Raw genomic sequence first — 19,595 nt, 5'->3', positions numbered from 1 at the left:
TCCTATCCGGAGGAGCAGGCTCCCTTCACGTCTCCAACCTTCTGCTTTTGCTGAAATTTAACAAATCAGATCTGGCTCCCAATGATTAACCACACAACGTGTGATGATTTATTTAGTTACATAATCATTGACGAGGGAGCATCATGATCACCATTGAGTTTGTTGTCATTCTCCTCTGCCTGCTGACGGGTACGCGTTTCGGCGGAATGGGGCTTGGGTTAATCAGCGGTATTGGTCTTTTTATTTTATGTTTTGTCTTTGGTCTGCAGCCGGGTAAACCGCCGGTTGACGTTATGCTGACCATCCTTGCGGTGATTGGCTGTGCCGCTACCCTGCAAACGGCGGGCGGTCTCAACGTCATGATGCAGTTTGCTGAACGTCTTCTGCGCAAACACCCGCAGCACATCACCCTGCTCGCCCCTTTCACCACCTGGATGCTAACCTTTCTGTGCGGCACCGGGCATGTGGTCTACACCATGTTCCCCATCATTGCGGATATCGCCCTGAAAAAAGGGATCCGCCCGGAGCGCCCTATGGCCGTGGCATCGGTCGCGTCGCAGATGGCGATCACGGCCTCCCCCGTTTCCGTTGCCGTCGTGTCGCTGGTCTCCATCCTGGCGGCCCAGCATGGGCTCGGCCACGCGTGGGGGATCCTGGAAATACTCGCCGTCTCGGTTCCCGCTTCACTTTTTGGCGTGGCCATAGCGGCCCTGTGGAGCTTACGCCGTGGGAAAGATCTGGCAGACGACATGGAGTTTCAGGAAAAGCTGAAAGATCCTAAGCAGCGAGAATTTATCTACGGCGGAACGGAGACGTTAATGAATCAACGTTTTCCTAAACAGGCCTACTGGTCCACGTGGATTTTCTTTACCGGTATTGCCGTGGTCGTTTTGCTGGGGGCATTCCCTGAACTGCGCCCTGCCTTTGAAGTGAAAGGTAAAATGACGGCGCTGTCGATGAACCTTGTCATTCAGATGATGATGTTAATTGCGGGCGCGGTGATGCTGATGGCCTGCAAGGTCAATGCGTCGGCCATTTCCAACGGCGCGGTGTTCAAAGCCGGTATGGTCGCGATCTTCTCGGTGTTCGGCGTGGCGTGGATGAGCGATACCTTTTTTCAGGCACATCTCGAGGAGTTAAAGCTGGCGCTGGAAGGCGTGGTGAAAAGCCACCCGTGGACGTATGCCATTGTACTGTTTCTGGTGTCAAAACTGGTGAACAGCCAGGCGGCGGCGCTGACGGCCGTTGCGCCTATGGGCCTCATGCTGGGCATCGACCCGAAAATGCTGATCGCCTTTTTCCCGGCATCATACGGCTATTTTGTGCTGCCAACCTATCCAAGTGATTTGGCCTGCATCGGCTTTGACCGGTCAGGCACGACCCGCATCGGGAAATTTATCATCAACCACAGCTTCATTTTGCCAGGGCTGATTGGGGTGAGCTGCGCGTGTGCCGCGAGCTACCTGCTGGTCCAGACGTTCTTCTGACAGCATCAAAGGGCGACACGTACCGTCGCCCATTTCCCTGCTTAGTGGGATTCACCCTGCGGCGTGAATCGCAGCTCGATCAGCGCGATGGCTTTCTGGATCGCACGAAGCGTTACCGGATCAGCGGCAGCAGGATGGCTGGCGAAATCGATGTTTTTGAGCTGGGTAGACATCTTCTCGCGCACTTCGACCGGCGCAATCACGTCCAGAACATCAAGGATTTGTTTGATAACCAGCTGACAGGCGACAACGTCAGAGACCAGTTCCTGATCGGCGCTCAGGTTTTGTGACATGGGGCTTTCTCCTTATTTAAAGGCCGCCATATTAGCAAAACACGCCCCCTGACATCTCCCCTTCAACGCCTGCAGGTATAAAAAAACCTGCCGAAGCAGGTTTTTTATCAGAACATGGCGCCCGGCGGCACGTCTTTGAACGTGCGGCAGTAATTGGCCCACATGCTTTTCAGGATTTTGCGCAGTTTCACGATGAGGCTCCATTAACTTGTTATACAACTTTATTGTCAACCTGCCTATAATATGACCATTGTCACAAAAATCAATATTTTTGTGACATAAATCACAGTTTTATCCGCATGTGGCCTGACAGCGTTAATCCCGGACCCGTTGCAAAGAGTGAGGGCAGATTGTCCGGCTATTCCAGGCATTGCAGCGGGCATCTGCGGGTACGATAACGTATTTCCATCTACTCAGAGCGAACCATGAAAAGAGTCATTGTAGCCGGCACAATCCTGCTGCTCGCGGGGTGTAGTATTAACCGCCAGGCTGAAGTCAGTAGTCTCGATGCCCCAAACGGCATCGTCCGCCTCGACTACGGCCAGGCAGCGCTGCAAAATGCGTATTCCGATGAGTATGTGAATAACGGCACGGCGGCAAAAGCGTGTCAGAGCATGGGGTATGCCACCGCCTCAGCCTATGGTCAGCCCATTAAAACCTGTACCCTGACAAGCGGTTCTCTGTGCCTGAACGAGAGCGTGACTATCCAGTACAAATGTATGGGTTACGCCGTTAATCCTAAGTCAAATAATCCGTGGTATTAATCGAAGCTGCCAGCGTGTGCTGGCAGTTTATTTCATTACGAACAAAAATAATTCTCATTAATAGATTATAAAAATCGCCAATGCGTTTTATTCCCATTCGTGTTTTGAATAAAGAAAATAATAATTTTACGTTTTGCAAATAATTAAATAACAAATTATAGTGTCGCTCATTGTGGACCAGAAATAATAATCCGGAGCGTCACCATGCTGAAAACTGAAATGATCGACAAGCTCAACGCACAAATGAATCTTGAGCTTTTTTCATCCCTGCTCTACCAGCAGATGAGCGCCTGGTGCAGCTACCACAGCTTCGAAGGTGCGGCCGCGTTTCTGCGTCGTCACGCTCAGGAAGAGATGACCCACATGCAGCGTCTGTTTGATTATCTGACAGATACGGGCAGCCTGCCGCGCATTGACACCGTGGCCTCACCGTTTGCTGAGTATAATTCTCTCGATGAACTGTTCCGCGCCACCTACGAGCACGAGCAGCTGATCACCCAGAAAATTAACGAACTGGTTCATGCTGCGATGACCAGCCAGGATTATCCAACCTTTAATTTCCTGCAGTGGTACGTTGCTGAACAACACGAAGAAGAGAAGCTGTTTAAATCCGTGCTGGATAAATTATCGCTGGTGGGGAAATCCGGTGAAGGTCTTTACTTTATTGATAAAGAACTTTCCACGCTTGATACGCAGAATTAATATCAGCGCGGTGTCGGTTTCCGGCACCGCGTTAATTTACATACACCCCGCACAGCTGGTGCAGCGCCAGTCGTGGGGATTCACGGCCTGGTAAAAATAGCGGTAGCTGGCCGTCTCGAGCGGAATACCCACCTCGAAGAACATATCCGTTAACCAGTCGACATTCTCGATTATCCACTCATCTTCCTGTAAGCCTTGCGCAAAGGTTTCATCTTCAGGATCAATAACCGAATAGATCCCCCAGGTGCCCATATCCTTTTCGCAACGGGACTCGGGAAGATTCAGGGGCTGGTTCTGCCAGCTGATTATCCAGTGGCCATGGCACAACAGGTTACCTCCCCGACTCCACGCCGCGGTAAAAGGATTCTCCCCTGCCATAAAACCCTCACTTAATTTGATAATTTATATTTATTGTTTACGTTACGCCGGAATGTCGCGCAGCAACATTGCCCTTATGAAGTAGGCAGAAACCTATAAAGGATCAGAGGGTCATTATTTCGTAAACCATTCATTACACTACTTGTAACGGTGATTTGACGAATTACGGCTTTTCCCTTACTCTGCGCCGCAGATTTTGTCGCGGTTAAGCATCGTTGTAGAGGAAAGCGTGAAAAACAGAACCCTGGGAAGTATTTTTATCGTCGCCGGAACGACGATTGGCGCAGGAATGCTGGCAATGCCACTGGCGGCCGCGGGCGTGGGATTTGGCATGACCCTGCTGCTACTGGGAACGCTCTGGGCGCTGATGTGTTACACCGCCCTGCTGCTGCTTGAGGTTTACCAGCACGTGCCAGCCGACACCGGGCTGGGTTCGCTTGCGGCGCGCTATCTGGGACGCTACGGCCAGTGGATAACCGGCTTTAGCATGATGTTCCTGATGTACGCCCTGACCGCCGCTTACATTAGCGGCGCCGGGGAATTGATCGCCTCCAGCGTCAACGACTGGTTTGGCTCTGACATTACCCCTGCAACGGGCGCCATCTTCTTTGCACTCATCGGCGGCGGCGTGGTCTGTGTGGGAACGTCGCTGGTCGATCTGTTTAACCGCTTTCTGTTCAGCGCCAAAATTCTCTTCCTGATTATCATGCTGGTGCTGCTGGCCCCGCACGTGCACAAGGTCAACCTGCTGACGCTGCCGCTGGAAAAAGGTCTGGCGCTCTCCGCTATCCCGGTCATTTTCACCTCGTTTGGCTTCCACGGCAGCGTGCCGAGCATCGTCAGCTATATGAACGGCGATATCCGCAAGCTGCGCCGCGTTTTTGTTATCGGCAGCGCGATCCCGCTGATCGCCTATATTTTCTGGCAGCTGGTGACGCTGGGCAGCATTGACTCTTCAACCTTTATTGGGCTTATGGCGCAACACGCTGGCCTGAATGGTTTTCTGCTGGCCCTGCGCGAGGTCGTCACCTCCCCGCACGTTGAGCTGGCGGTACACCTGTTTGCCGACCTGGCGCTGGCAACCTCGTTCCTGGGCGTGGCGCTCGGCCTGTTTGATTACCTGGCCGACCTGTTCCAGCGTCGCAATACCGCCGCGGGACGCTTACAGACGGGCGCAATCACCTTCCTGCCGCCGCTGGCGTTCGCGCTGTTTTACCCACGCGGGTTTGTGATGGCGCTGGGGTACGCAGGGGTAGCGCTCTCGATCCTTGCCCTCCTCCTCCCCTCCCTGCTGGCATGGAAAAGCCGTCAGCAGCACCCTCAGCAGGGGTACCGCGTGGCGGGCGGAAAACCGCTGCTGTGCGTTGTGTTTGGCTGCGGGGTGGTGATTATTCTGGTGCAGGTGTTGATTGCAGCAGGGATGCTGCCGGAAGTGGGTTGAATTTATATCTCAATGGCAAGTCCATTTTCTATGTAATAGCGGGGGATAATTCCGTTCACTAATACTCTTCTGCTACCTGTTTTGCCCGCTGCGGTGAACGTGTTAAGGGGGCTATCGCCGCCCCCTTAACAATCCCGGCTCCCGGCAAGAAAATCGCCGCTTCGCGGTGCCCTCATCTTATTCCTTACGGCTTTTCGGGGACGGGCGGATGCAACGTCCCTGTAAAGTCGCCCTCGCCGCGCATCCGTGCGCGTCGCCCCGGCCTCCAGGAAACGATTCGGCGATTTTAGCCGGACTCCCGCTCCCTCCACCTTCTTCATCGTCTGCATGGGGCACGGGTGTTGCATCCCCGCTAAAATCGGCGAACCGGAGACCGGGGGACAAGGGCTGGACGCCATGGATGGCGGCCAGAGGCGAAGCGAGACAGGATGTCGAGTTGAGCCGACCGCAGGCAGACGGTCGTGAGGTGAGCGCAGTGCGAAGCACCGATTTTCCGCGGGGCCGCGGGGATCGATAAGGGGGCCGCGGTGGCCCCCTTATCTCGTTCACAGGTAAAGATCGTATTATTTTCTACTGACTGGAGGTGAACGAAACAAATCCACCTAAGTTAATAAAAAATTGATCAGTGCAAACAGCAGCTCTTAAACTTCTTCCCGCTGCCGCAAGGACACGGATCGTTACGCCCGACTTTCGTGCCGTTCACAATCGGCTTCTTCGCTTCCGGCTGCTGCGGGTTGTTTACCCAGTGATTATACAGGCGCAGCGCCGCAGGCTGGATGCTCTCGATGCTGGCGATATATTCTTCTTCGGACAGTTCATCCAGCTTTTCGCTGTTCTCTTCCGTCCCGTGCAGCGCAATCACATCAAGATCGGCCTTCAGGGCTTCCGGCAAGGCAGACCAGTCCGTCAGCGCCACGCCGCGCATGTAGCCATAGCACCACTCTTCCACTACGGTATAGCTCTCGCCGTCCACGTCGTTATAGCCAAACATCGGTTCGAACTGATCCGGGTATTCGCTCAGGCGCTCGGCAATATCGTTCATGTGCTTAAAGCAGAGATCGATAAAACGGTTCATCTCACGATCGTTTTTCCAGCGCGGAATGTACTTCTCGCCACCCCAAACCGCCACCAGCCAGGCATCTGGCTCAACGACAACAGGACCGGAAAGCACTGCGGTAAGCATGCCGTCCAGTTCGGACACGTCAATCACGGACGCGTCATCATGACCGTAAGACATTAACGTCTCTTCAAGCCACGCCATTTCGCTTTCATTCAATGGGCCTTCAGTCATCGCTGATACTCCTGCAAAAAAGGAAACGATCCTAACACATATCTCACCCCTCTCCGGGCTGAAGTTTAGGTCTTTATTGCTGCAAAAACGTGCAAACCGTGACCTTTGCACAACTTATGGGCTTTATTGTTAACGATATGTGATCTCCGCTGTAATTTCTTCTCCTCCCCTAAGGCGGCATAACGCGGCGCTCTATACTCAAACATGTTACATGCCCGTCAATGGGTTAACCATTCTGGCAACGTTTTTGCTTAACGTTCTTCGCGCGTCTCTGCGCAGGGAAATCTCGCCGTAATATGCAGGATGCCGTCTGTATCTTGTTCGTTTAGTGCATTTTGTTCTTGCTCGTGTTTCGGATTGGCTGCGCCGTCGGGCGTTCGGGTTTACGCCGTGGTGCAAAAACCTCTTTGCTAAGGAACATAATAATGTCGCTGAAATTTATCAGAACTCCTCTTTCTCTTGTGTTGGCCGGTTGCCTGGTGACGGCGTTTTCCGCCCGGGCAGATATTGTGATTGGCGTGGCCGGGCCGTTCACGGGTCCGAATGCCACCTATGGCGATCAGTACTGGCACGGCGCAACGCAGGCCGCTGAAGACATTAATGCCGCAGGCGGCATTAATGGCGAGAAGATCAAACTGGTTCAGGGGGATGATGCCTGCGAGCCCAAGCAGGCCGTGGCCGTCGCTAACCGTTTAGTTGACCAGGATAAAGTCAACGCCGTGGTCGGCCATTTCTGCTCCTCTTCCACCATGCCCGCCTCCGAGGTGTATAGCGACGCAGGTATTATTGCGATTACCCCCGGCTCCACTAACCCGCTGATTACCGAACGCGGTATGAGCGACATGTTCCGCATGTGCGGCCGCGACGACCAGCAGGGCCAGGTTGCCAGCGACTTCATCATCGACAAGCTGAAAGCCAAGCGCGTGGTGATTATTCACGACAAAGACACCTATGGTCAGGGTCTGGCTGACGCCACCAAAGCGGCGCTGGCGAAACGCGGGGTTCAGGATGTGATGTACGAAGGGTTATCCCGCGGTGAAAAAGACTTTAACGCGCTGGTCACCAAGATCGGCGCGCAAAAACCGGACGTCGTATTCTTCGGTGGCTGTCACCCGGAAGCCGGTCCGCTGGTTCGCCAGATGCGTGAACAGGGCGTGCAGGCGAAATTCTTCTCCGGTGACTGTATCGTCAACGAGGAGATGGTGACCGCGGCGGGCGGCCCACAGTACACCAACGGCATTTACATGACCTTCGGTAAAGACCCGCGCCTGATCCCGGACGGCAAAGCGGTTATAGAGAAATTCCGCGCCGGTAAATTCGAGCCGGAAGGTTACACCCTTTACTCCTATGCCTCCGTACAGGCCATTGCCGCGGCCTTCAAGGCCACCGGCGGCAAGGACTCTGCCAAAGCCAGCGAGTGGCTAAAGGCCAATTCCGTCGACACGGTGATGGGCAAAAAAGCCTGGGACAGCAAAGGCGACCTGAAGGTCTCTGACTACGTGGTTTACCAGTGGGACGACAAAGGAAAATATAAGGAAGTGCAGTAACGGGACGGAGTCACGCTCAACGTCGGCGGGCCTGCCCGTCGGCGCGTAATAAACATCAGGCTGCGCGTCTCGCGCGGCCTATAAAACGAGCGCGCTAAGATGAGTACATTCTTCCTGCAACAGTTAATCAATGGCTTAACGCTGGGTTCCGTCTACGGCCTGATCGCCATCGGCTATACCATGGTGTACGGCATTATCGGCATGATTAATTTCGCCCACGGCGAAGTGTATATGATTTCCGCCTATCTCTGCGCCATTGGCCTGGCGCTGCTCTCGTTCTTCGGACTGCAGTCCTTCCCGCTGCTGATCCTCGGGACGCTGGTGTTCACGATTGTGGTCACCGGGGTGTACGGCTGGACCATCGAGCGTATCGCCTACAAGCCGCTGCGTAACTCCACGCGCCTGGCGCCGCTGATCTCCGCCATCGGGATGTCGCTTATCCTGCAAAACTACGCGCAGCTGAGCCAGGGCCCGCGCCAGCAAGGGGTGCCGACCATGCTGGACGGCGTGATTCGCCTGCATCTGGGCGACGGGTTCGTGCAGATAACCTACACCAAAGTGTTTATTCTGTTGGCCTCGTTTGCCGGCATGCTGGTGCTCACCTGGATAATCAATCGTACCCGGCTGGGGCGAATGTGCCGCGCGGTCCAGCAGGATCGTAAGATGGCCTCCATTCTGGGGATTAACACCGACCGGATTATTTCGCTTGTCTTTGTTATCGGCGCGGCGATGGCGGGCCTGGCGGGGGTACTGATCACCATGAACTACGGCACCTTTGATTTCTACGTCGGGTTCGTGATCGGCATTAAAGCCTTTACGGCGGCGGTACTCGGCGGCATCGGCTCCCTCCCTGGCGCCATGCTCGGTGGCCTTATCCTGGGCGTGGCGGAAGCCCAGTTCTCGGGCATGGTGAACTCGGACTATAAAGACGTCTTCTCGTTCGGCCTGCTGGTCATGATCCTTATTTTCCGTCCCCAGGGACTGCTCGGGCGCCCGGTTGTGGCCAAGGTGTGAAGGAGAGAATGATGACATCACACGGCTTTTCACTTAAACGCTGCATGCTGGACGCGATCTTTTCCGGGCTGGTTGCGCTGATTATCTTCGGTCCCATCGCGGGCGTGGTGCTGGACGGGTACAGCTTTACCTTCGCCGGGCAGCGCCTGGCCTGGATGGTTGGCACCGTAATGCTCGGACGTTTTCTGTTGAGCGCCTTTTTAGGTACCGCCGCGGGCGCCCGTTTCCAGGCACGCTTCGAAGCCGATAGCGCAGGCGTATATGTCCGTCCACCGGAATACAAAAGCCGCATGCGCTGGATTATTCCTCTGGTGATTGCTCTTGCGATTTGCTTTCCGTTTGTTGCCACTAAATATGTGCTGACCGTCGCCATTCTCGGGCTGATCTACGTGCTTCTCGGTCTGGGGCTGAACATCGTCGTGGGTCTGGCCGGTCTGCTGGATCTGGGATATGTCGCGTTCTACGCGATTGGGGCGTACGGTCTGGCGCTGGGGTACCAGTATCTCGGCTTAGGCTTCTGGAGCATGCTGCCGCTGGCGGCGATCATGGCCGCCGCCGCAGGCGCCCTGCTCGGTTTCCCGGTACTGCGCATGCACGGTGACTATCTGGCCATCGTCACCCTCGGGTTCGGGGAGATTATTCGCCTGATACTGAACAACTGGCTGACCTTCACCGGCGGACCCAACGGCGTGTCGGCCCCTCCCCCCACTTTTTTCGGCCTGGAGTTTGGACGACGCGCGAAAGAAGGCGGCGTGCCCTTCCACGAATTTTTCCACCTGACCTACAACCCGAACATGAAGTTTATTTTCATCTACGCGGTGCTGTTCCTGGTGGTGATGCTGGTGCTCTACATTAAGCACCGCCTGACGCGAATGCCGATTGGTCGGGCGTGGGAAGCGCTGCGTGAAGACGAAATTGCCTGCCGCTCAATGGGGCTGAATCATGTTCTGGTTAAGCTTTCCGCCTTTACGCTGGGCGCGTCGACCGCGGGCATTGCCGGGGTGTTCTTCGCCACCTATCAGGGGTTCGTGAATCCTACCTCGTTTACCTTCTTTGAATCGGCACTGATCCTCGCCATTGTGGTGCTGGGCGGTATGGGCTCTACGCTTGGCGTGGTGCTGGCCGCCTTTGTGCTCACGGTAACGCCGGAACTGCTGCGCAGTTTTGCCGAGTACCGCGTCCTGCTGTTTGGCATGCTGATGGTGGTGATGATGATCTGGCGTCCACGCGGTTTGATCCGCATTAACCGCAGCGGGTTTGCCGTGCGTAAGGGCGTCGCGCCATGAACGGAACGATACTACGCGTTGAACATCTGATGATGCACTTCGGCGGGATTAAAGCGCTAAACGACGTCAACCTGGACGTGAAGCGTGGCTCCATTACCGCCCTGATTGGGCCAAACGGAGCGGGAAAAACCACCGTGTTTAACTGCCTGACGGGCTTCTACAGAGCCTCCGGCGGCAACATTTTATTTAATACCCGCCATAAAACGACCAACGTCATTCAGGTCCTCGGACAAAAATTCCAGCCCGGCGACTGGATTAACCCCGCGCAGTTCGGGCAGCGTCTGTTCTACAAAATGTTCGGCGGCACGCATCTGGTTAACCGAGCCGGGCTGGCACGCACGTTTCAAAATATCCGTCTTTTTCGCGAGATGTCGGTCGTTGAAAACCTGCTGGTCGCGCAGCATATGCGCGTTAACCGCAATCTGCTTGCCGGGATCCTGAATACGCCGTCCTACCGGCGGGCAGAAAGCGACGCCCTGGATAGAGCCTTTTACTGGCTGGAAGTGGTGGATCTGGTGGAGTGCGCCAATCGCCTGGCGGGAGAGATGTCCTACGGCCAGCAGCGGCGACTGGAAATCGCGCGGGCAATGTGTACCGGGCCGGAAATGATCTGTCTGGATGAACCCGCAGCCGGACTGAACCCGGTTGAAACGCATAAGCTAAGCAGCATTATTCGCTTTCTGCGGGATCATCATGACATCACGGTATTGCTGATTGAGCATGATATGGGGATGGTGATGGAAATTTCGGACGACATTATCGTGCTCGACCACGGCGATGTGATTGCCAGGGGGAAACCCGAGCAGATCCAGCATGATGAAAAGGTCATTGCCGCCTACCTGGGCACGGATGAAAGCGAGGTCTCCCTATGAGCGAACCGCTGCTGGCTTTTCGCGAAGTGGATGTGTTTTACGGCGTCATTCAGGCGCTGAAGCAGGTCTCTCTTGAGGTGAATAAGGGGGAAACCGTGGCGCTGATTGGCGCAAACGGCGCGGGTAAATCGACATTGCTGATGTCCATCTTTGGTCAACCCCGTATCCGCAGCGGGCAGATCCTGTTCTGTGGTGAAGACATCAGCCATCAATCCACCCACTACGTCGCGTCCGGCGGCATTGCGCAGGCGCCGGAAGGCAGACGAATTTTTCCGGATATGACCGTTGAAGAGAATCTGCTGATGGGGACCATCCCCATCGGCAGCCAGTTTGCGGCTGAAGATATGCAAACCATGTTTGACCTTTTCCCTCGCCTGAAAGAGCGGCGCAAGCAGCGCGCGATGACGATGTCCGGTGGCGAACAGCAGATGCTGGCGATCGCCCGAGCGCTTATGAGCCGTCCGAAGCTGCTGCTGCTGGATGAACCGAGCCTCGGTCTGGCGCCGATTGTGGTGAAACAGATCTTCCAGACTCTGCGCGAGCTGGCCCGTAACGGCATGACTATCTTTCTGGTGGAACAGAATGCGCATCACGCGTTGAAGCTCTCTGACCGCGGGTATGTGATGGTAAACGGACAGATCAGGTTGACCGGCAGCGGCGAGGAGCTGCTGGGGAATCAGGAGGTGAGGAAGGCGTATTTGGGCGGGGTGTGATTTGATACCTGCCGAATGCGCTTATACAGCGATGGACCATTTCGGCATATACGGAATAGAAAAATTGGAGGATACCTTAGTCGATATCGCCTTTTTATTTAAATTGCTTCCGGCAATTCTTACAGGTTTGCTAGTAAGGAAAGTAGTAAAACGAATCTAATTTATGAGCCTTCAGGGGTAGCGTCGAAGGATTCTTTTGACCCGGAAACGCAAAACCCCTAATCGTAGGATATCCAACTTTCGGGGTTCACTTCATTTCGGTAGTCACACGATAACGTCGTTAAATAAAACTGTCGTCGTCATTGCTGTAGTCGTCATCTACATCGTCGTTCTGCCAGGCGTCGTTATTATTGCCGAGCGGATCGTTCTGGTTGAGGAAACGGGTGTCAGAGACGTTATTGAAGTCGCCGTATTGATTACCGACAAACGGTTCACCACCGACGGGTATTGTCGGTTCTTCGATGATGTTCACTATCTCTTCCGGCCGCGACTGATGGAACATGCTGGTAAGCATCTCGGCCAGCGCGATGCCACCGGCCACGCCAGCGGCTGTCTGGAGCGCGCCAGCCATAAAACCGCCGCCGCGAGTAGCCGGCGCTGGCGCCCGAGAGTAATTCTGCGCCGGCGGCTGTTGCGGCTGGGCATTCCAGCTGTTTTCAGGCTGCGGGTTACTTTTCCCGCCACCAAACAGGCCGCCGAGGAAACTGCCGCCCGTCGAGGGTTTGCTTTTTTGCGCGGCTAATTCGCTTTCCAGCTCCTGAACCCTGGACTGCAGGCGTTTCAACGCCGCTTCCTGAATCAAAATCGATTGCGCCATATAGTAGGGGGCCGCAGGCTGCTGTCTGACGAATTCAGCGATCTGACGCTCCGCATCTGCATCCCGTTGGCTGTTTTGTTGTCCGGCCTGTTTAAGACGCTCGAAAAGGCCGTTGATAAGCTGCTGTTCTTCATATTGCATGACAATAACCTTCCGCTCTCCGGGGTGGATACCAACCAGTTTATCAGCGGCGGCAACCTGTGTCTGACGAGTGAAATGTTTGTTTAAGATTGGTTGCAGGTTATCTGAAAATCGCCCTGCTTTCCGGGCTTGATATTAGAAAGTTAGGCTTACCGTTCTGGTATGGCAGCAAATTCTCGGGCACAGCAGGATCGGGATGATGATGAGATATGATCGCTTCGCGCTAAGCCAGAGGCACAAAAAAACCACCTTTCGGTGGTTTCACGACACTGCTTATTGCTTTGATTATTCTTTGTTTCCCATGGTAACCGGAGTGGGACTTGAACCCACACAGCGCGAACGCCGAGGGGTTTTAAAAACTATAAGAGAGTCATACGTATCATAAATTTATGATACGTATGACTCTCTTATAGGGTAATCACTGGTGATGGTTGCACTTCTGCTACCACTATTTTTGGAGAACTAAATTAAGTTTTTCTTACAATCAAGCGGAAGGTGAAGCGTTTGAATGGCTGCTTCAAAAGCAGCGTCTACGTGGTGTCGACGCTTCGACAAAAGTGTAACACTACAATCCCCCTCAACTTCGGTGGGGCTTTGCTTTTTCTTTTTCGTAGTATCCTCATTATCATTCTGTATGTTACACAAACAAAAACCATAAGGAAGGTTAGGAATGGACAGCGCGAAATCCCTGGCAAAAAGGATGCTGAAGAGCCTTGATGCTGGCGATTCCGGCTTCCTGGTTTCTGTAGCGCAGGGAATGCTCTCTTTTCCGGTTAGCATGTATTACCTCGGTTATGACTTCATAGACACGGCTCATCGCCATGCTAATTTTGATGATCGTGTGAGGATGGCGAACATGCTCAAACGAGGCATATCGGTTAATCAGGAAGCTCAAAAAATAGTTAACGCTGTTATCAGAGAGTTCATGTCAAAAGTTGACATGGACAGTATTCATGGTATTGCACAAAATTTTACCGGCGTAATGGCTGGTAAATTCATATTCGCTGAACTAACCGGAATAAAACTGGGTGCTGCCGTGTCGTCACGCATTATGACCTCGTTCGCCGCTGGCGTGGTCATCGGAAACGCTCTCACGATTGGCGCAGAAACATCGAGAGCTATCTATACGGCCCGAAAGCTTGAAAACCAGAACCCTGTACTCTACTACCGACTTAAGAGTATGGGTGATTTAGATCTTCTGTATTTTCTTGTTGAAGAAAAATTGAAACCTTTTCTTGACGCATGCAGCGTAGCAGATGTAAACAAGCATGAATTTAACGAAGTATGTAAATACTTTTTTGGTGGATTATGAACACTCAGGACATTATCAAACTAATAGCATCCAGAATTCTGCGCGGGTTGGGGATGGGAATTGCTTCTGCGGGCCTATTGTCCTGTATTTATTTCTTTTCATTTTCAAAAGACGAATCCCGTTTTATCTGGGGTGCAGCGTCTGGTGCTCTCATTGTCCTTGGTTACTTTATATACCGAATCGCGATACTCAAGGTTTTTGACGAACGTTGAAGACCTCAATTGCTCATACTCCATCAAAAAACCCACCGATTGGTGGGCTTGATGTTAAAGACTTAGGCTTAACGTCTTCCTGTCATAATAGAATGACGGAAAGGCATCAAATAGGATGAAATCAACCGCAACTTTTCGCGTGGTCCACATTTAAGTGGTGGTCGCTGGGCAGTAGTGCCCTCTTGTTGTGGCGAAGTTGAATGGCGAAAGATAGGCACAAAAAAACCACCTTTCGGTGGTTTCACGACACTGCTTATTGCTTTGATTATTCTTTGTTTCCCATGGTAGCCGGAGTGGGACTTGAACCCACACAGCGCGAACGCCGAGGGATTTTAAATCCCTTGTGTCTACCGATTCCACCATCCGGCCAGGGAAGAAAGTGGAGGCGCGTTCCGGAGTCGAACCGGACTAGACGGATTTGCAATCCGCTACATAACCGCTTTGCTAACGCGCCGTAAAACTTTTCAAACTGACACCCGCTACTGCGCATGTCTTTAATCTGGAGCGGGAAACGAGACTCGAACTCGCGACCCCGACCTTGGCAAGGTCGTGCTCTACCAACTGAGCTATTCCCGCATGTCATCAAGTAAATGTCTAACCACTTGATTTCATTATCGTCCGGCTGACTGTGCCGCCGTTCGATGCGTTGCATTCTACTGATATGACGTTATGAGTCAACGTTATTTTTTGCATCCCCGGATCGTTTGCTGAAAATTACGGCGAAACGATCACTGATCAAGCAAATCCCCTCGGGCAGCGTTCAAATATTGCAGCATTGACCACAGCGTCAGCACTGCCGCTACCCACAGCAGGCCAATTCCCGCCCACTCAACCCAGGCGTTCGGACGCCAGAGCATCCAGACCAGCGCCGCCATCTGCGCCGTCGTTTTCACTTTACCAATCCACGAGACCGCCACGCTGCTGCGTTTTCCCAGCTCCGCCATCCACTCGCGAAGCGCAGAGATAATAATCTCACGGCCAATCATAGTTGCCGCAGGCAGCGTCACCCACCAGGTATGATAGTGCTCGGCCACCAGCACCATGGCAATCGCGACCATCACTTTATCCGCCACCGGATCGAGGAAGGCGCCGAAACGGGTGCTTTGATTCCAGCGGCGCGCCAGATAGCCATCAAACCAGTCTGTTACCGCTGCGATAAGGAAGATCAATGCGCACGCAAAGGGTGCCCAGACAACCGGCAGGTAAAACGCCAGCACAAAGAACGGGATGAGTACAACACGAAAAAGAGTGAGCAACGTAGGGATATTATATTGCATAGTGACGGTAACTATTTGTTGTCAGTAAAATTTAGCTCTATGTTGCTACAGAGCCCTCAATGTTTCAACGAGTAGTAGATCTTTTCTGCCAGCCCTTGCGAAATACCCGGCACTTTTGCAATTTCCTCCATGCTGGCGTTGAGTAATCCTTGCAATCCGCCCATATATTTCAGCAGCATCTGGCGACGTTTTGGCCCCACGCCTTCAATCGTTTCCAGGCTACTGGTATTTTTCACCTTCGCCCGTTTTTTGCGGTGACCGCTGATGGCATGATCGTGTGATTCATCGCGAATATGCTGGATGACGTGAAGCGCCGGCGAATCCGGCGGCAGGCTGAAGCCCTCACCTTCCGGCTCGAAGAACAGTGTCTCCAGACCGGCCTTACGATCGGCCCCTTTTGCGACACCCAGCAGCAGCGGATGTTTTTTATCCCAGCTGACATCAAGCGATTCAAATACCGCTTTCGCCTGGCCGAGCTGCCCTTTCCCACCGTCAATCAGGATCACATCCGGGATTTTGCTCTCCTCAATGGCTTTACCATAGCGACGACGCAGCACCTGATTCATCGCCGCATAGTCATCGCCCGGCGTGATGCCGGTGATGTTATAGCGACGATACTCGGCGCGCAGCGGGCCGTTAGCATCGAACACCACGCAGGAGGCCACCGTCTGTTCCCCCATCGTATGGCTGATGTCGAAACACTCCATCCGTTTCACTTCCGGCAGCTTCAGCAGCGTTGCCAGGGCCGTTAAACGCTGGTGCACCGTCGACTGCTGCGACAGCTTAGTGGTGAGCGCCGTCGCCGCGTTGGTGCGTGCCAGCTTCAGATAACGCGCACGATCGCCGCGCGGTTTGGTTTGTACATTGACCCGACGCCCCGCCAGCTCAGAGAGCGACTCGCCCAGCATGGTTTTATCGTCAAGATTAAAATCGAGCAGGATCTCAGAAGGCAGCGTGCGCATCTGGCTCCCCTGCAGATAGAACTGGCCGACAAAGGTTTCCACCACTTCACCCAGTTCGGTACCGCCAGGCACTTTCGGAAAATAGCTGCGGCTGCCGAGCACTTTGCCCTGGCGAATAAACAGCACGTGCACGCAGGCCATCCCGGCGTCAAAGGCTACGCCGATAACGTCGAGATCGTCACCGGTATTCGAGACAAACTGTTTCTCAGTGACTCTGCGCACCGCCTGGATTTGGTCGCGGATCCGTGTGGCCTCTTCGAACTCGAGTGCGGCACTGGCTTTTTCCATCCGCGCGATAAGCTGCGTTAAGACCTGATCGTCTTTTCCTGCTAAGAACAGGCGCACATACTCCACCTGCTGAGCATACTCCTCTTCACTCACCAGCCCGGCTACACACGGCCCCAGGCAGCGACCAATCTGGTACTGAAGGCACGGGCGCGAGCGGTTACGGTAAACGCTGTTTTCACACTGGCGGATTGGGAAGATTTTTTGCAGCAGCGCCAGCGTTTCACGCACGGCATAGCCGTTAGGGAACGGCCCGAAATATTCACCCTTTGCATGTTTCGCACCGCGGTGCATGGCGAGGCGCGGATGGGTGTCGCCGCTCAGAAAAATAAACGGGTAGGATTTATCATCACGCAACAGGACGTTATAGCGCGGCTGGTAGAGCTTAATATAGTTGTGCTCTAGCAGCAGCGCTTCTGTCTCCGTGTGCGTGACGGTGACATCAATATTCTGGATGAGTGAGACCAGCGCTTCGGTCTTACGGGAGGCCAGATTGCTGCGAAAATAGCTGGAGAGACGTTTTTTAAGATCTTTTGCCTTCCCCACGTAGATAACCGTACCGCCAGCGTCATACATGCGATAGACGCCAGGCTGGCTGGTTACGGTTTTCAGAAATGTTTTTGAATCGAACACATCACTCACTGACTTAACAACGTCTCCGCATTACACAAACCATGCCGGATGGCCAGATGCGTCAGTTCCACATCACCATGAATGTTCAGTTTACTGAACATACGGTAACGATAGCTGTTGACCGTTTTCGGGCTGAGATTCAGCTGTTCCGAGATCTCATTCACCTTCTGACCTTTAGTGATCATCAGCATAATCTGCAATTCACGCTCGGACAAACTGGCAAACGGTGATTCGGTTTTCTCGGGCTCGATCTGGCTCAGGGCCATCTGCTGTGCGATGTCGGAAGCAATGTAACGCTGTCCTGCATACACGGAACGGATCGCATTGACGACTTCCTGCGGCGCCGCTCCTTTGCTCAGATAGCCCGCTGCGCCCGCCTGCATCACTTTCGCGGGCAGTGGGTTTTCGGTATGCACGGTCAGCATGATGACTTTTGTATCAACAAACGTACGCGCGATTTTGCGTGTTGCTTCAAGACCACCGATACCGGGCATGTTCATATCCATCAGTACCACATCTGCCGAGTTTGTGCGGCACCATTTTACCGCATCTTCGCCACAGCACGCCTCACCGGCAACTTTAATACCTTTAATATCTTCAAGAATGCGTCGTATCCCTGCGCGCACCAGTTCGTGGTCATCAACAAGAAGGACGTTGATCAAAGGAAATGTCTCCAGAATAGGGATAACGCTACTGAGTGATAATTTGGTTTATATTAACGGTTTTCCTCACAAGATTAAAACGTTAAAAAACCGGCTATTCGATTTTGCTCTCGTTTTTGGAAATTAGACTGTACAGTCCGTGGAAAGAGAGACCATGCAGTCAGGGCTTTTGCAGCTTTTTTTAAGCATCTGTATTCAAAAAGTTACAAAAAACTTGCAGGCTTTTCCTGCAAAAAAAAACAGATCTCAAATTTTTGTAACAATAATTAACGGCAAGCGAACCGGGCATAAACAATTAATAGCCTTTAACGGCGGTTAAGTTTACCGGTACGTTCTGTTTACGCAATTAAACATCCACGTAAAAGTACAAAAAACAACCACTGCATTTTTTGCTTCAGCTTGTGGTATACTCCGCCGCCTTGACTTTCGTCGTCGCGCTTTAGCGCCGTTTAATAATGAGGAAAATAAATGAGCACACCTGAATTTGCCACTGCGGAGAATAACCAGGAACTGGCACAGGAAGTAAACTGCCTGAAAGCATTGCTAACGTTGATGCTGCAGGCGATGGGCCAGGCTGATGCCGGTCGTGTGATCATTAAAATGGAAAAACAAATCGCGGAGATGGAAGACCAGGCTGAATCTGCGGTATTTGCTAACACCGTTAAGCAAATCAAACAAGCCTACCGCCAGTAACAAAAAACGGCTGGATGCAGTGCATTCAGCCGTTCCCTCGTCTGGCACGCAGAACGTATTATCCTGTCAGATCAGCCCCGTTGCCGCCGCGTAACACGCAATCTGGGTTTTGTTAGGCGCATTGAATTTCTTCTGCATATTTTTCTGATGGAAGTTAACGGTATTCTCTGAGATAGAGAGAATGATCGCTATTTCCGCTGACGTCTTCCCTTCCGCAGTCCATTTCAGAATTTCGCGCTCGCGTTTACTGAATTTCATTTCTGGCGGCATGACCATCTCATCTTCAAAACGCGTCAGAGAGGTTAAAGCCATTTGCACCAGCATTTGCAACCGCAGTTCTATTTCCTCACGGGCAAATGGCCCTTCCTTAAGACTCGTACGAGATACTGACAGGAAGCCGAGCGCGTGGTTAGGCAGCATCAGACACTGCGTTATTCCCGCGCGTAAACCGTGGTCCTGGGCGCTATGCCATAATTCCTGCGCCTCGGCAAATAATGCGTCTGTCCAGGGTAGATGACCCTGGATGAAATTTTCCGCTTTTAAAACCGGATCGATCGCGAAATAGTTCGCGGAATGATATTGCGCCATCCACGGCTTTGGATAAGTGGTCTGCAAAGAGATTTTAGGGCGCGTAAACGGCACGGGATGACGCACGCAGAGCGCGTAATAATCGAATTCCAGCGCCTGAGTTTGCCGCTCTAGCTCCTGATATACCTCATCGGTACTCGTCAATTGCTGAAACCGGAGTGAGCAGTCCCGTCGCCAGTTGAAAAAGTCTGAATCCTTCATACTTACTAAATGAAGCCTCTGAAA

General features: G+C 53.1%; 21 protein-coding genes and 3 tRNA genes. 12 read left to right on the top strand and 12 right to left on the bottom strand.

Annotation, left to right across the window (positions count from 1 at the left end; all coding sequences use genetic code 11):
* Window positions 1-143 precede the first annotated feature (143 nt).
* The gene (locus UR504_RS11065) at window positions 144-1,487 is read left to right on the top strand and encodes an anaerobic C4-dicarboxylate transporter (RefSeq protein ID WP_302235228.1); all 1,344 of its coding nucleotides are present in this window, start codon (window positions 144-146) and stop codon (window positions 1,485-1,487) included.
* Between the two features lie 41 nt (window positions 1,488-1,528).
* Here UR504_RS11065 and UR504_RS11060 read toward each other — a convergent pair whose 3' ends face one another.
* Together UR504_RS11060 and azuC are read right to left on the bottom strand one after the other, a co-directional pair.
* Window positions 1,529-1,780, bottom strand: a complete 252-nt coding sequence (locus tag UR504_RS11060) for a DUF2766 family protein (protein WP_008500405.1) — start codon at window positions 1,778-1,780, stop codon at window positions 1,529-1,531.
* Window positions 1,781-1,887: 107 nt separating this feature from the next.
* Complete coding sequence (gene azuC / locus UR504_RS11055) at window positions 1,888-1,971, bottom strand: stress response protein AzuC (protein ID WP_014884364.1); 84 nt, start codon at window positions 1,969-1,971, stop codon at window positions 1,888-1,890.
* A 234-nt stretch (window positions 1,972-2,205) separates the two neighbouring features.
* Between azuC and yecR the strand changes: the two genes are divergently transcribed.
* The gene (gene yecR / locus UR504_RS11050) at window positions 2,206-2,544 is read left to right on the top strand and encodes a YecR family lipoprotein (RefSeq protein ID WP_023336145.1); all 339 of its coding nucleotides are present in this window, start codon (window positions 2,206-2,208) and stop codon (window positions 2,542-2,544) included.
* 204 nt (window positions 2,545-2,748) lie between these two features.
* On the top strand, window positions 2,749-3,246 hold the full coding sequence (ftnA, locus tag UR504_RS11045; RefSeq protein WP_111964846.1) for a non-heme ferritin: 498 nt from the start codon (window positions 2,749-2,751) through the stop codon (window positions 3,244-3,246).
* 36 nt (window positions 3,247-3,282) lie between these two features.
* On the opposite strand, the gene UR504_RS11040 is transcribed toward ftnA, so the two are convergent.
* Window positions 3,283-3,624 carry a hypothetical protein gene (locus UR504_RS11040; RefSeq protein WP_111964847.1) on the bottom strand — a complete coding sequence of 114 codons (342 nt, stop codon included), beginning with the start codon at window positions 3,622-3,624 and terminating at the stop codon, window positions 3,283-3,285.
* A gap of 229 nt (window positions 3,625-3,853) precedes the next feature.
* Between UR504_RS11040 and tyrP the strand changes: the two genes are divergently transcribed.
* Window positions 3,854-5,065, top strand: a complete 1,212-nt coding sequence (gene tyrP / locus UR504_RS11035) for a tyrosine transporter TyrP (RefSeq protein ID WP_032658623.1) — start codon at window positions 3,854-3,856, stop codon at window positions 5,063-5,065.
* A 622-nt stretch (window positions 5,066-5,687) separates the two neighbouring features.
* Here tyrP and UR504_RS11030 read toward each other — a convergent pair.
* Window positions 5,688-6,356: a YecA family protein gene (locus UR504_RS11030; protein WP_302235226.1), complete on the bottom strand. Its 669-nt coding sequence runs from the start codon at window positions 6,354-6,356 to the stop codon at window positions 5,688-5,690.
* Between the two features lie 425 nt (window positions 6,357-6,781).
* On the opposite strand from UR504_RS11030, the gene UR504_RS11025 reads away from it, so the two are divergent.
* From UR504_RS11025 to UR504_RS11005, 5 genes are all read left to right on the top strand, one after another.
* The gene (locus UR504_RS11025; protein WP_023312277.1) at window positions 6,782-7,903 is read left to right on the top strand and encodes a branched-chain amino acid ABC transporter substrate-binding protein; all 1,122 of its coding nucleotides are present in this window, start codon (window positions 6,782-6,784) and stop codon (window positions 7,901-7,903) included.
* 99 nt (window positions 7,904-8,002) lie between these two features.
* Window positions 8,003-8,917: an ABC transporter permease subunit gene (locus UR504_RS11020; protein WP_115875715.1), complete on the top strand. Its 915-nt coding sequence runs from the start codon at window positions 8,003-8,005 to the stop codon at window positions 8,915-8,917.
* Between the two features lie 11 nt (window positions 8,918-8,928).
* The gene (gene livM, locus UR504_RS11015) at window positions 8,929-10,203 is read left to right on the top strand and encodes a high-affinity branched-chain amino acid ABC transporter permease LivM (protein ID WP_149366619.1); all 1,275 of its coding nucleotides are present in this window, start codon (window positions 8,929-8,931) and stop codon (window positions 10,201-10,203) included.
* Window positions 10,200-11,075, top strand: coding sequence for an ATP-binding cassette domain-containing protein (locus tag UR504_RS11010; RefSeq protein ID WP_271369399.1), 876 nt, complete (start codon window positions 10,200-10,202; stop codon window positions 11,073-11,075). The genes livM and UR504_RS11010 overlap by 4 nt, the downstream gene beginning before the upstream one ends.
* On the top strand, window positions 11,072-11,788 hold the full coding sequence (locus tag UR504_RS11005; RefSeq protein ID WP_302235223.1) for an ABC transporter ATP-binding protein: 717 nt from the start codon (window positions 11,072-11,074) through the stop codon (window positions 11,786-11,788). Before UR504_RS11010 ends, UR504_RS11005 begins: the two co-directional genes overlap by 4 nt.
* A gap of 280 nt (window positions 11,789-12,068) precedes the next feature.
* Here UR504_RS11005 and UR504_RS11000 read toward each other — a convergent pair whose 3' ends face one another.
* Window positions 12,069-12,746, bottom strand: coding sequence for a DUF2076 domain-containing protein (locus UR504_RS11000; protein ID WP_271369402.1), 678 nt, complete (start codon window positions 12,744-12,746; stop codon window positions 12,069-12,071).
* 670 nt (window positions 12,747-13,416) lie between these two features.
* On the opposite strand from UR504_RS11000, the gene UR504_RS10995 reads away from it, so the two are divergent.
* Window positions 13,417-14,058 (top strand): hypothetical protein, encoded by a 642-nt coding sequence (locus tag UR504_RS10995; RefSeq protein ID WP_115875720.1) that lies wholly within the window; start codon window positions 13,417-13,419, stop codon window positions 14,056-14,058.
* A gap of 494 nt (window positions 14,059-14,552) precedes the next feature.
* On the opposite strand, the gene UR504_RS10990 is transcribed toward UR504_RS10995, so the two are convergent.
* The 6 genes from UR504_RS10990 to uvrY all read right to left on the bottom strand — a co-directional run bounded on the left by UR504_RS10990 (window position 14,553) and on the right by uvrY (window position 18,089).
* A tRNA-Leu gene (locus UR504_RS10990) sits at window positions 14,553-14,639 on the bottom strand.
* A gap of 11 nt (window positions 14,640-14,650) precedes the next feature.
* Window positions 14,651-14,724: transfer RNA gene (locus UR504_RS10985), tRNA-Cys, on the bottom strand.
* A 46-nt stretch (window positions 14,725-14,770) separates the two neighbouring features.
* Window positions 14,771-14,846 (bottom strand) — tRNA-Gly (locus UR504_RS10980).
* A 152-nt stretch (window positions 14,847-14,998) separates the two neighbouring features.
* A complete protein-coding gene (gene pgsA, locus UR504_RS10975) occupies window positions 14,999-15,547 on the bottom strand; it encodes a CDP-diacylglycerol--glycerol-3-phosphate 3-phosphatidyltransferase (RefSeq protein ID WP_008500348.1) in 549 nt (182 codons plus the stop codon).
* Between the two features lie 56 nt (window positions 15,548-15,603).
* Window positions 15,604-17,436 (bottom strand): excinuclease ABC subunit UvrC, encoded by a 1,833-nt coding sequence (uvrC, locus tag UR504_RS10970; protein ID WP_302235218.1) that lies wholly within the window; start codon window positions 17,434-17,436, stop codon window positions 15,604-15,606.
* Complete coding sequence (gene uvrY, locus UR504_RS10965; RefSeq protein ID WP_111964857.1) at window positions 17,433-18,089, bottom strand: UvrY/SirA/GacA family response regulator transcription factor; 657 nt, start codon at window positions 18,087-18,089, stop codon at window positions 17,433-17,435. The genes uvrC and uvrY overlap by 4 nt, the downstream gene beginning before the upstream one ends.
* A gap of 154 nt (window positions 18,090-18,243) precedes the next feature.
* Between uvrY and UR504_RS10960 the strand changes: the two genes are divergently transcribed.
* Together UR504_RS10960 and UR504_RS10955 are read left to right on the top strand one after the other, a co-directional pair.
* Window positions 18,244-18,408, top strand: coding sequence for a hypothetical protein (locus tag UR504_RS10960; protein ID WP_302235217.1), 165 nt, complete (start codon window positions 18,244-18,246; stop codon window positions 18,406-18,408).
* A 149-nt stretch (window positions 18,409-18,557) separates the two neighbouring features.
* Window positions 18,558-18,782, top strand: a complete 225-nt coding sequence (locus UR504_RS10955) for a DUF2594 family protein (RefSeq protein WP_008500345.1) — start codon at window positions 18,558-18,560, stop codon at window positions 18,780-18,782.
* 66 nt (window positions 18,783-18,848) lie between these two features.
* Here the strand turns inward: UR504_RS10955 and sdiA are convergent, their stop codons facing one another.
* Window positions 18,849-19,571 (bottom strand): transcriptional regulator SdiA, encoded by a 723-nt coding sequence (gene sdiA / locus UR504_RS10950; protein ID WP_127731506.1) that lies wholly within the window; start codon window positions 19,569-19,571, stop codon window positions 18,849-18,851.
* Window positions 19,572-19,595: the final 24 nt, after the last annotated feature.

The organism is Enterobacter sp. 241F3 (assembly GCF_034106785.1).
In the GTDB taxonomy this organism is placed as follows: domain Bacteria; phylum Pseudomonadota; class Gammaproteobacteria; order Enterobacterales; family Enterobacteriaceae; genus Enterobacter; species Enterobacter vonholyi.
This window is presented reverse-complemented; position numbering and strand designations above follow the sequence as displayed.

Bases quoted from the DNA above. Each gene is read 5' to 3' on its own strand.
- UR504_RS11065 (WP_302235228.1), top strand. From the start codon at position 144: ATGATCACCATTGAGTTTGTTGTCATTCTCCTCTGCCTGCTGACGGGT.
- UR504_RS11060 (WP_008500405.1), bottom strand. From the start codon at position 1,780: ATGTCACAAAACCTGAGCGCCGATCAGGAACTGGTCTCTGACGTTGTC.
- yecR (WP_023336145.1), top strand. From the start codon at position 2,206: ATGAAAAGAGTCATTGTAGCCGGCACAATCCTGCTGCTCGCGGGGTGT.
- ftnA (WP_111964846.1), top strand. From the start codon at position 2,749: ATGCTGAAAACTGAAATGATCGACAAGCTCAACGCACAAATGAATCTT.
- UR504_RS11040 (WP_111964847.1), bottom strand. From the start codon at position 3,624: ATGGCAGGGGAGAATCCTTTTACCGCGGCGTGGAGTCGGGGAGGTAAC.
- UR504_RS11030 (WP_302235226.1), bottom strand. From the start codon at position 6,356: ATGACTGAAGGCCCATTGAATGAAAGCGAAATGGCGTGGCTTGAAGAG.
- UR504_RS11025 (WP_023312277.1), top strand. From the start codon at position 6,782: ATGTCGCTGAAATTTATCAGAACTCCTCTTTCTCTTGTGTTGGCCGGT.
- UR504_RS11020 (WP_115875715.1), top strand. From the start codon at position 8,003: ATGAGTACATTCTTCCTGCAACAGTTAATCAATGGCTTAACGCTGGGT.
- livM (WP_149366619.1), top strand. From the start codon at position 8,929: ATGACATCACACGGCTTTTCACTTAAACGCTGCATGCTGGACGCGATC.
- UR504_RS11010 (WP_271369399.1), top strand. From the start codon at position 10,200: ATGAACGGAACGATACTACGCGTTGAACATCTGATGATGCACTTCGGC.
- UR504_RS11005 (WP_302235223.1), top strand. From the start codon at position 11,072: ATGAGCGAACCGCTGCTGGCTTTTCGCGAAGTGGATGTGTTTTACGGC.
- UR504_RS11000 (WP_271369402.1), bottom strand. From the start codon at position 12,746: ATGCAATATGAAGAACAGCAGCTTATCAACGGCCTTTTCGAGCGTCTT.
- UR504_RS10995 (WP_115875720.1), top strand. From the start codon at position 13,417: ATGGACAGCGCGAAATCCCTGGCAAAAAGGATGCTGAAGAGCCTTGAT.
- pgsA (WP_008500348.1), bottom strand. From the start codon at position 15,547: ATGCAATATAATATCCCTACGTTGCTCACTCTTTTTCGTGTTGTACTC.
- UR504_RS10960 (WP_302235217.1), top strand. From the start codon at position 18,244: ATGCAGTCAGGGCTTTTGCAGCTTTTTTTAAGCATCTGTATTCAAAAA.
- UR504_RS10955 (WP_008500345.1), top strand. From the start codon at position 18,558: ATGAGCACACCTGAATTTGCCACTGCGGAGAATAACCAGGAACTGGCA.
- sdiA (WP_127731506.1), bottom strand. From the start codon at position 19,571: ATGAAGGATTCAGACTTTTTCAACTGGCGACGGGACTGCTCACTCCGG.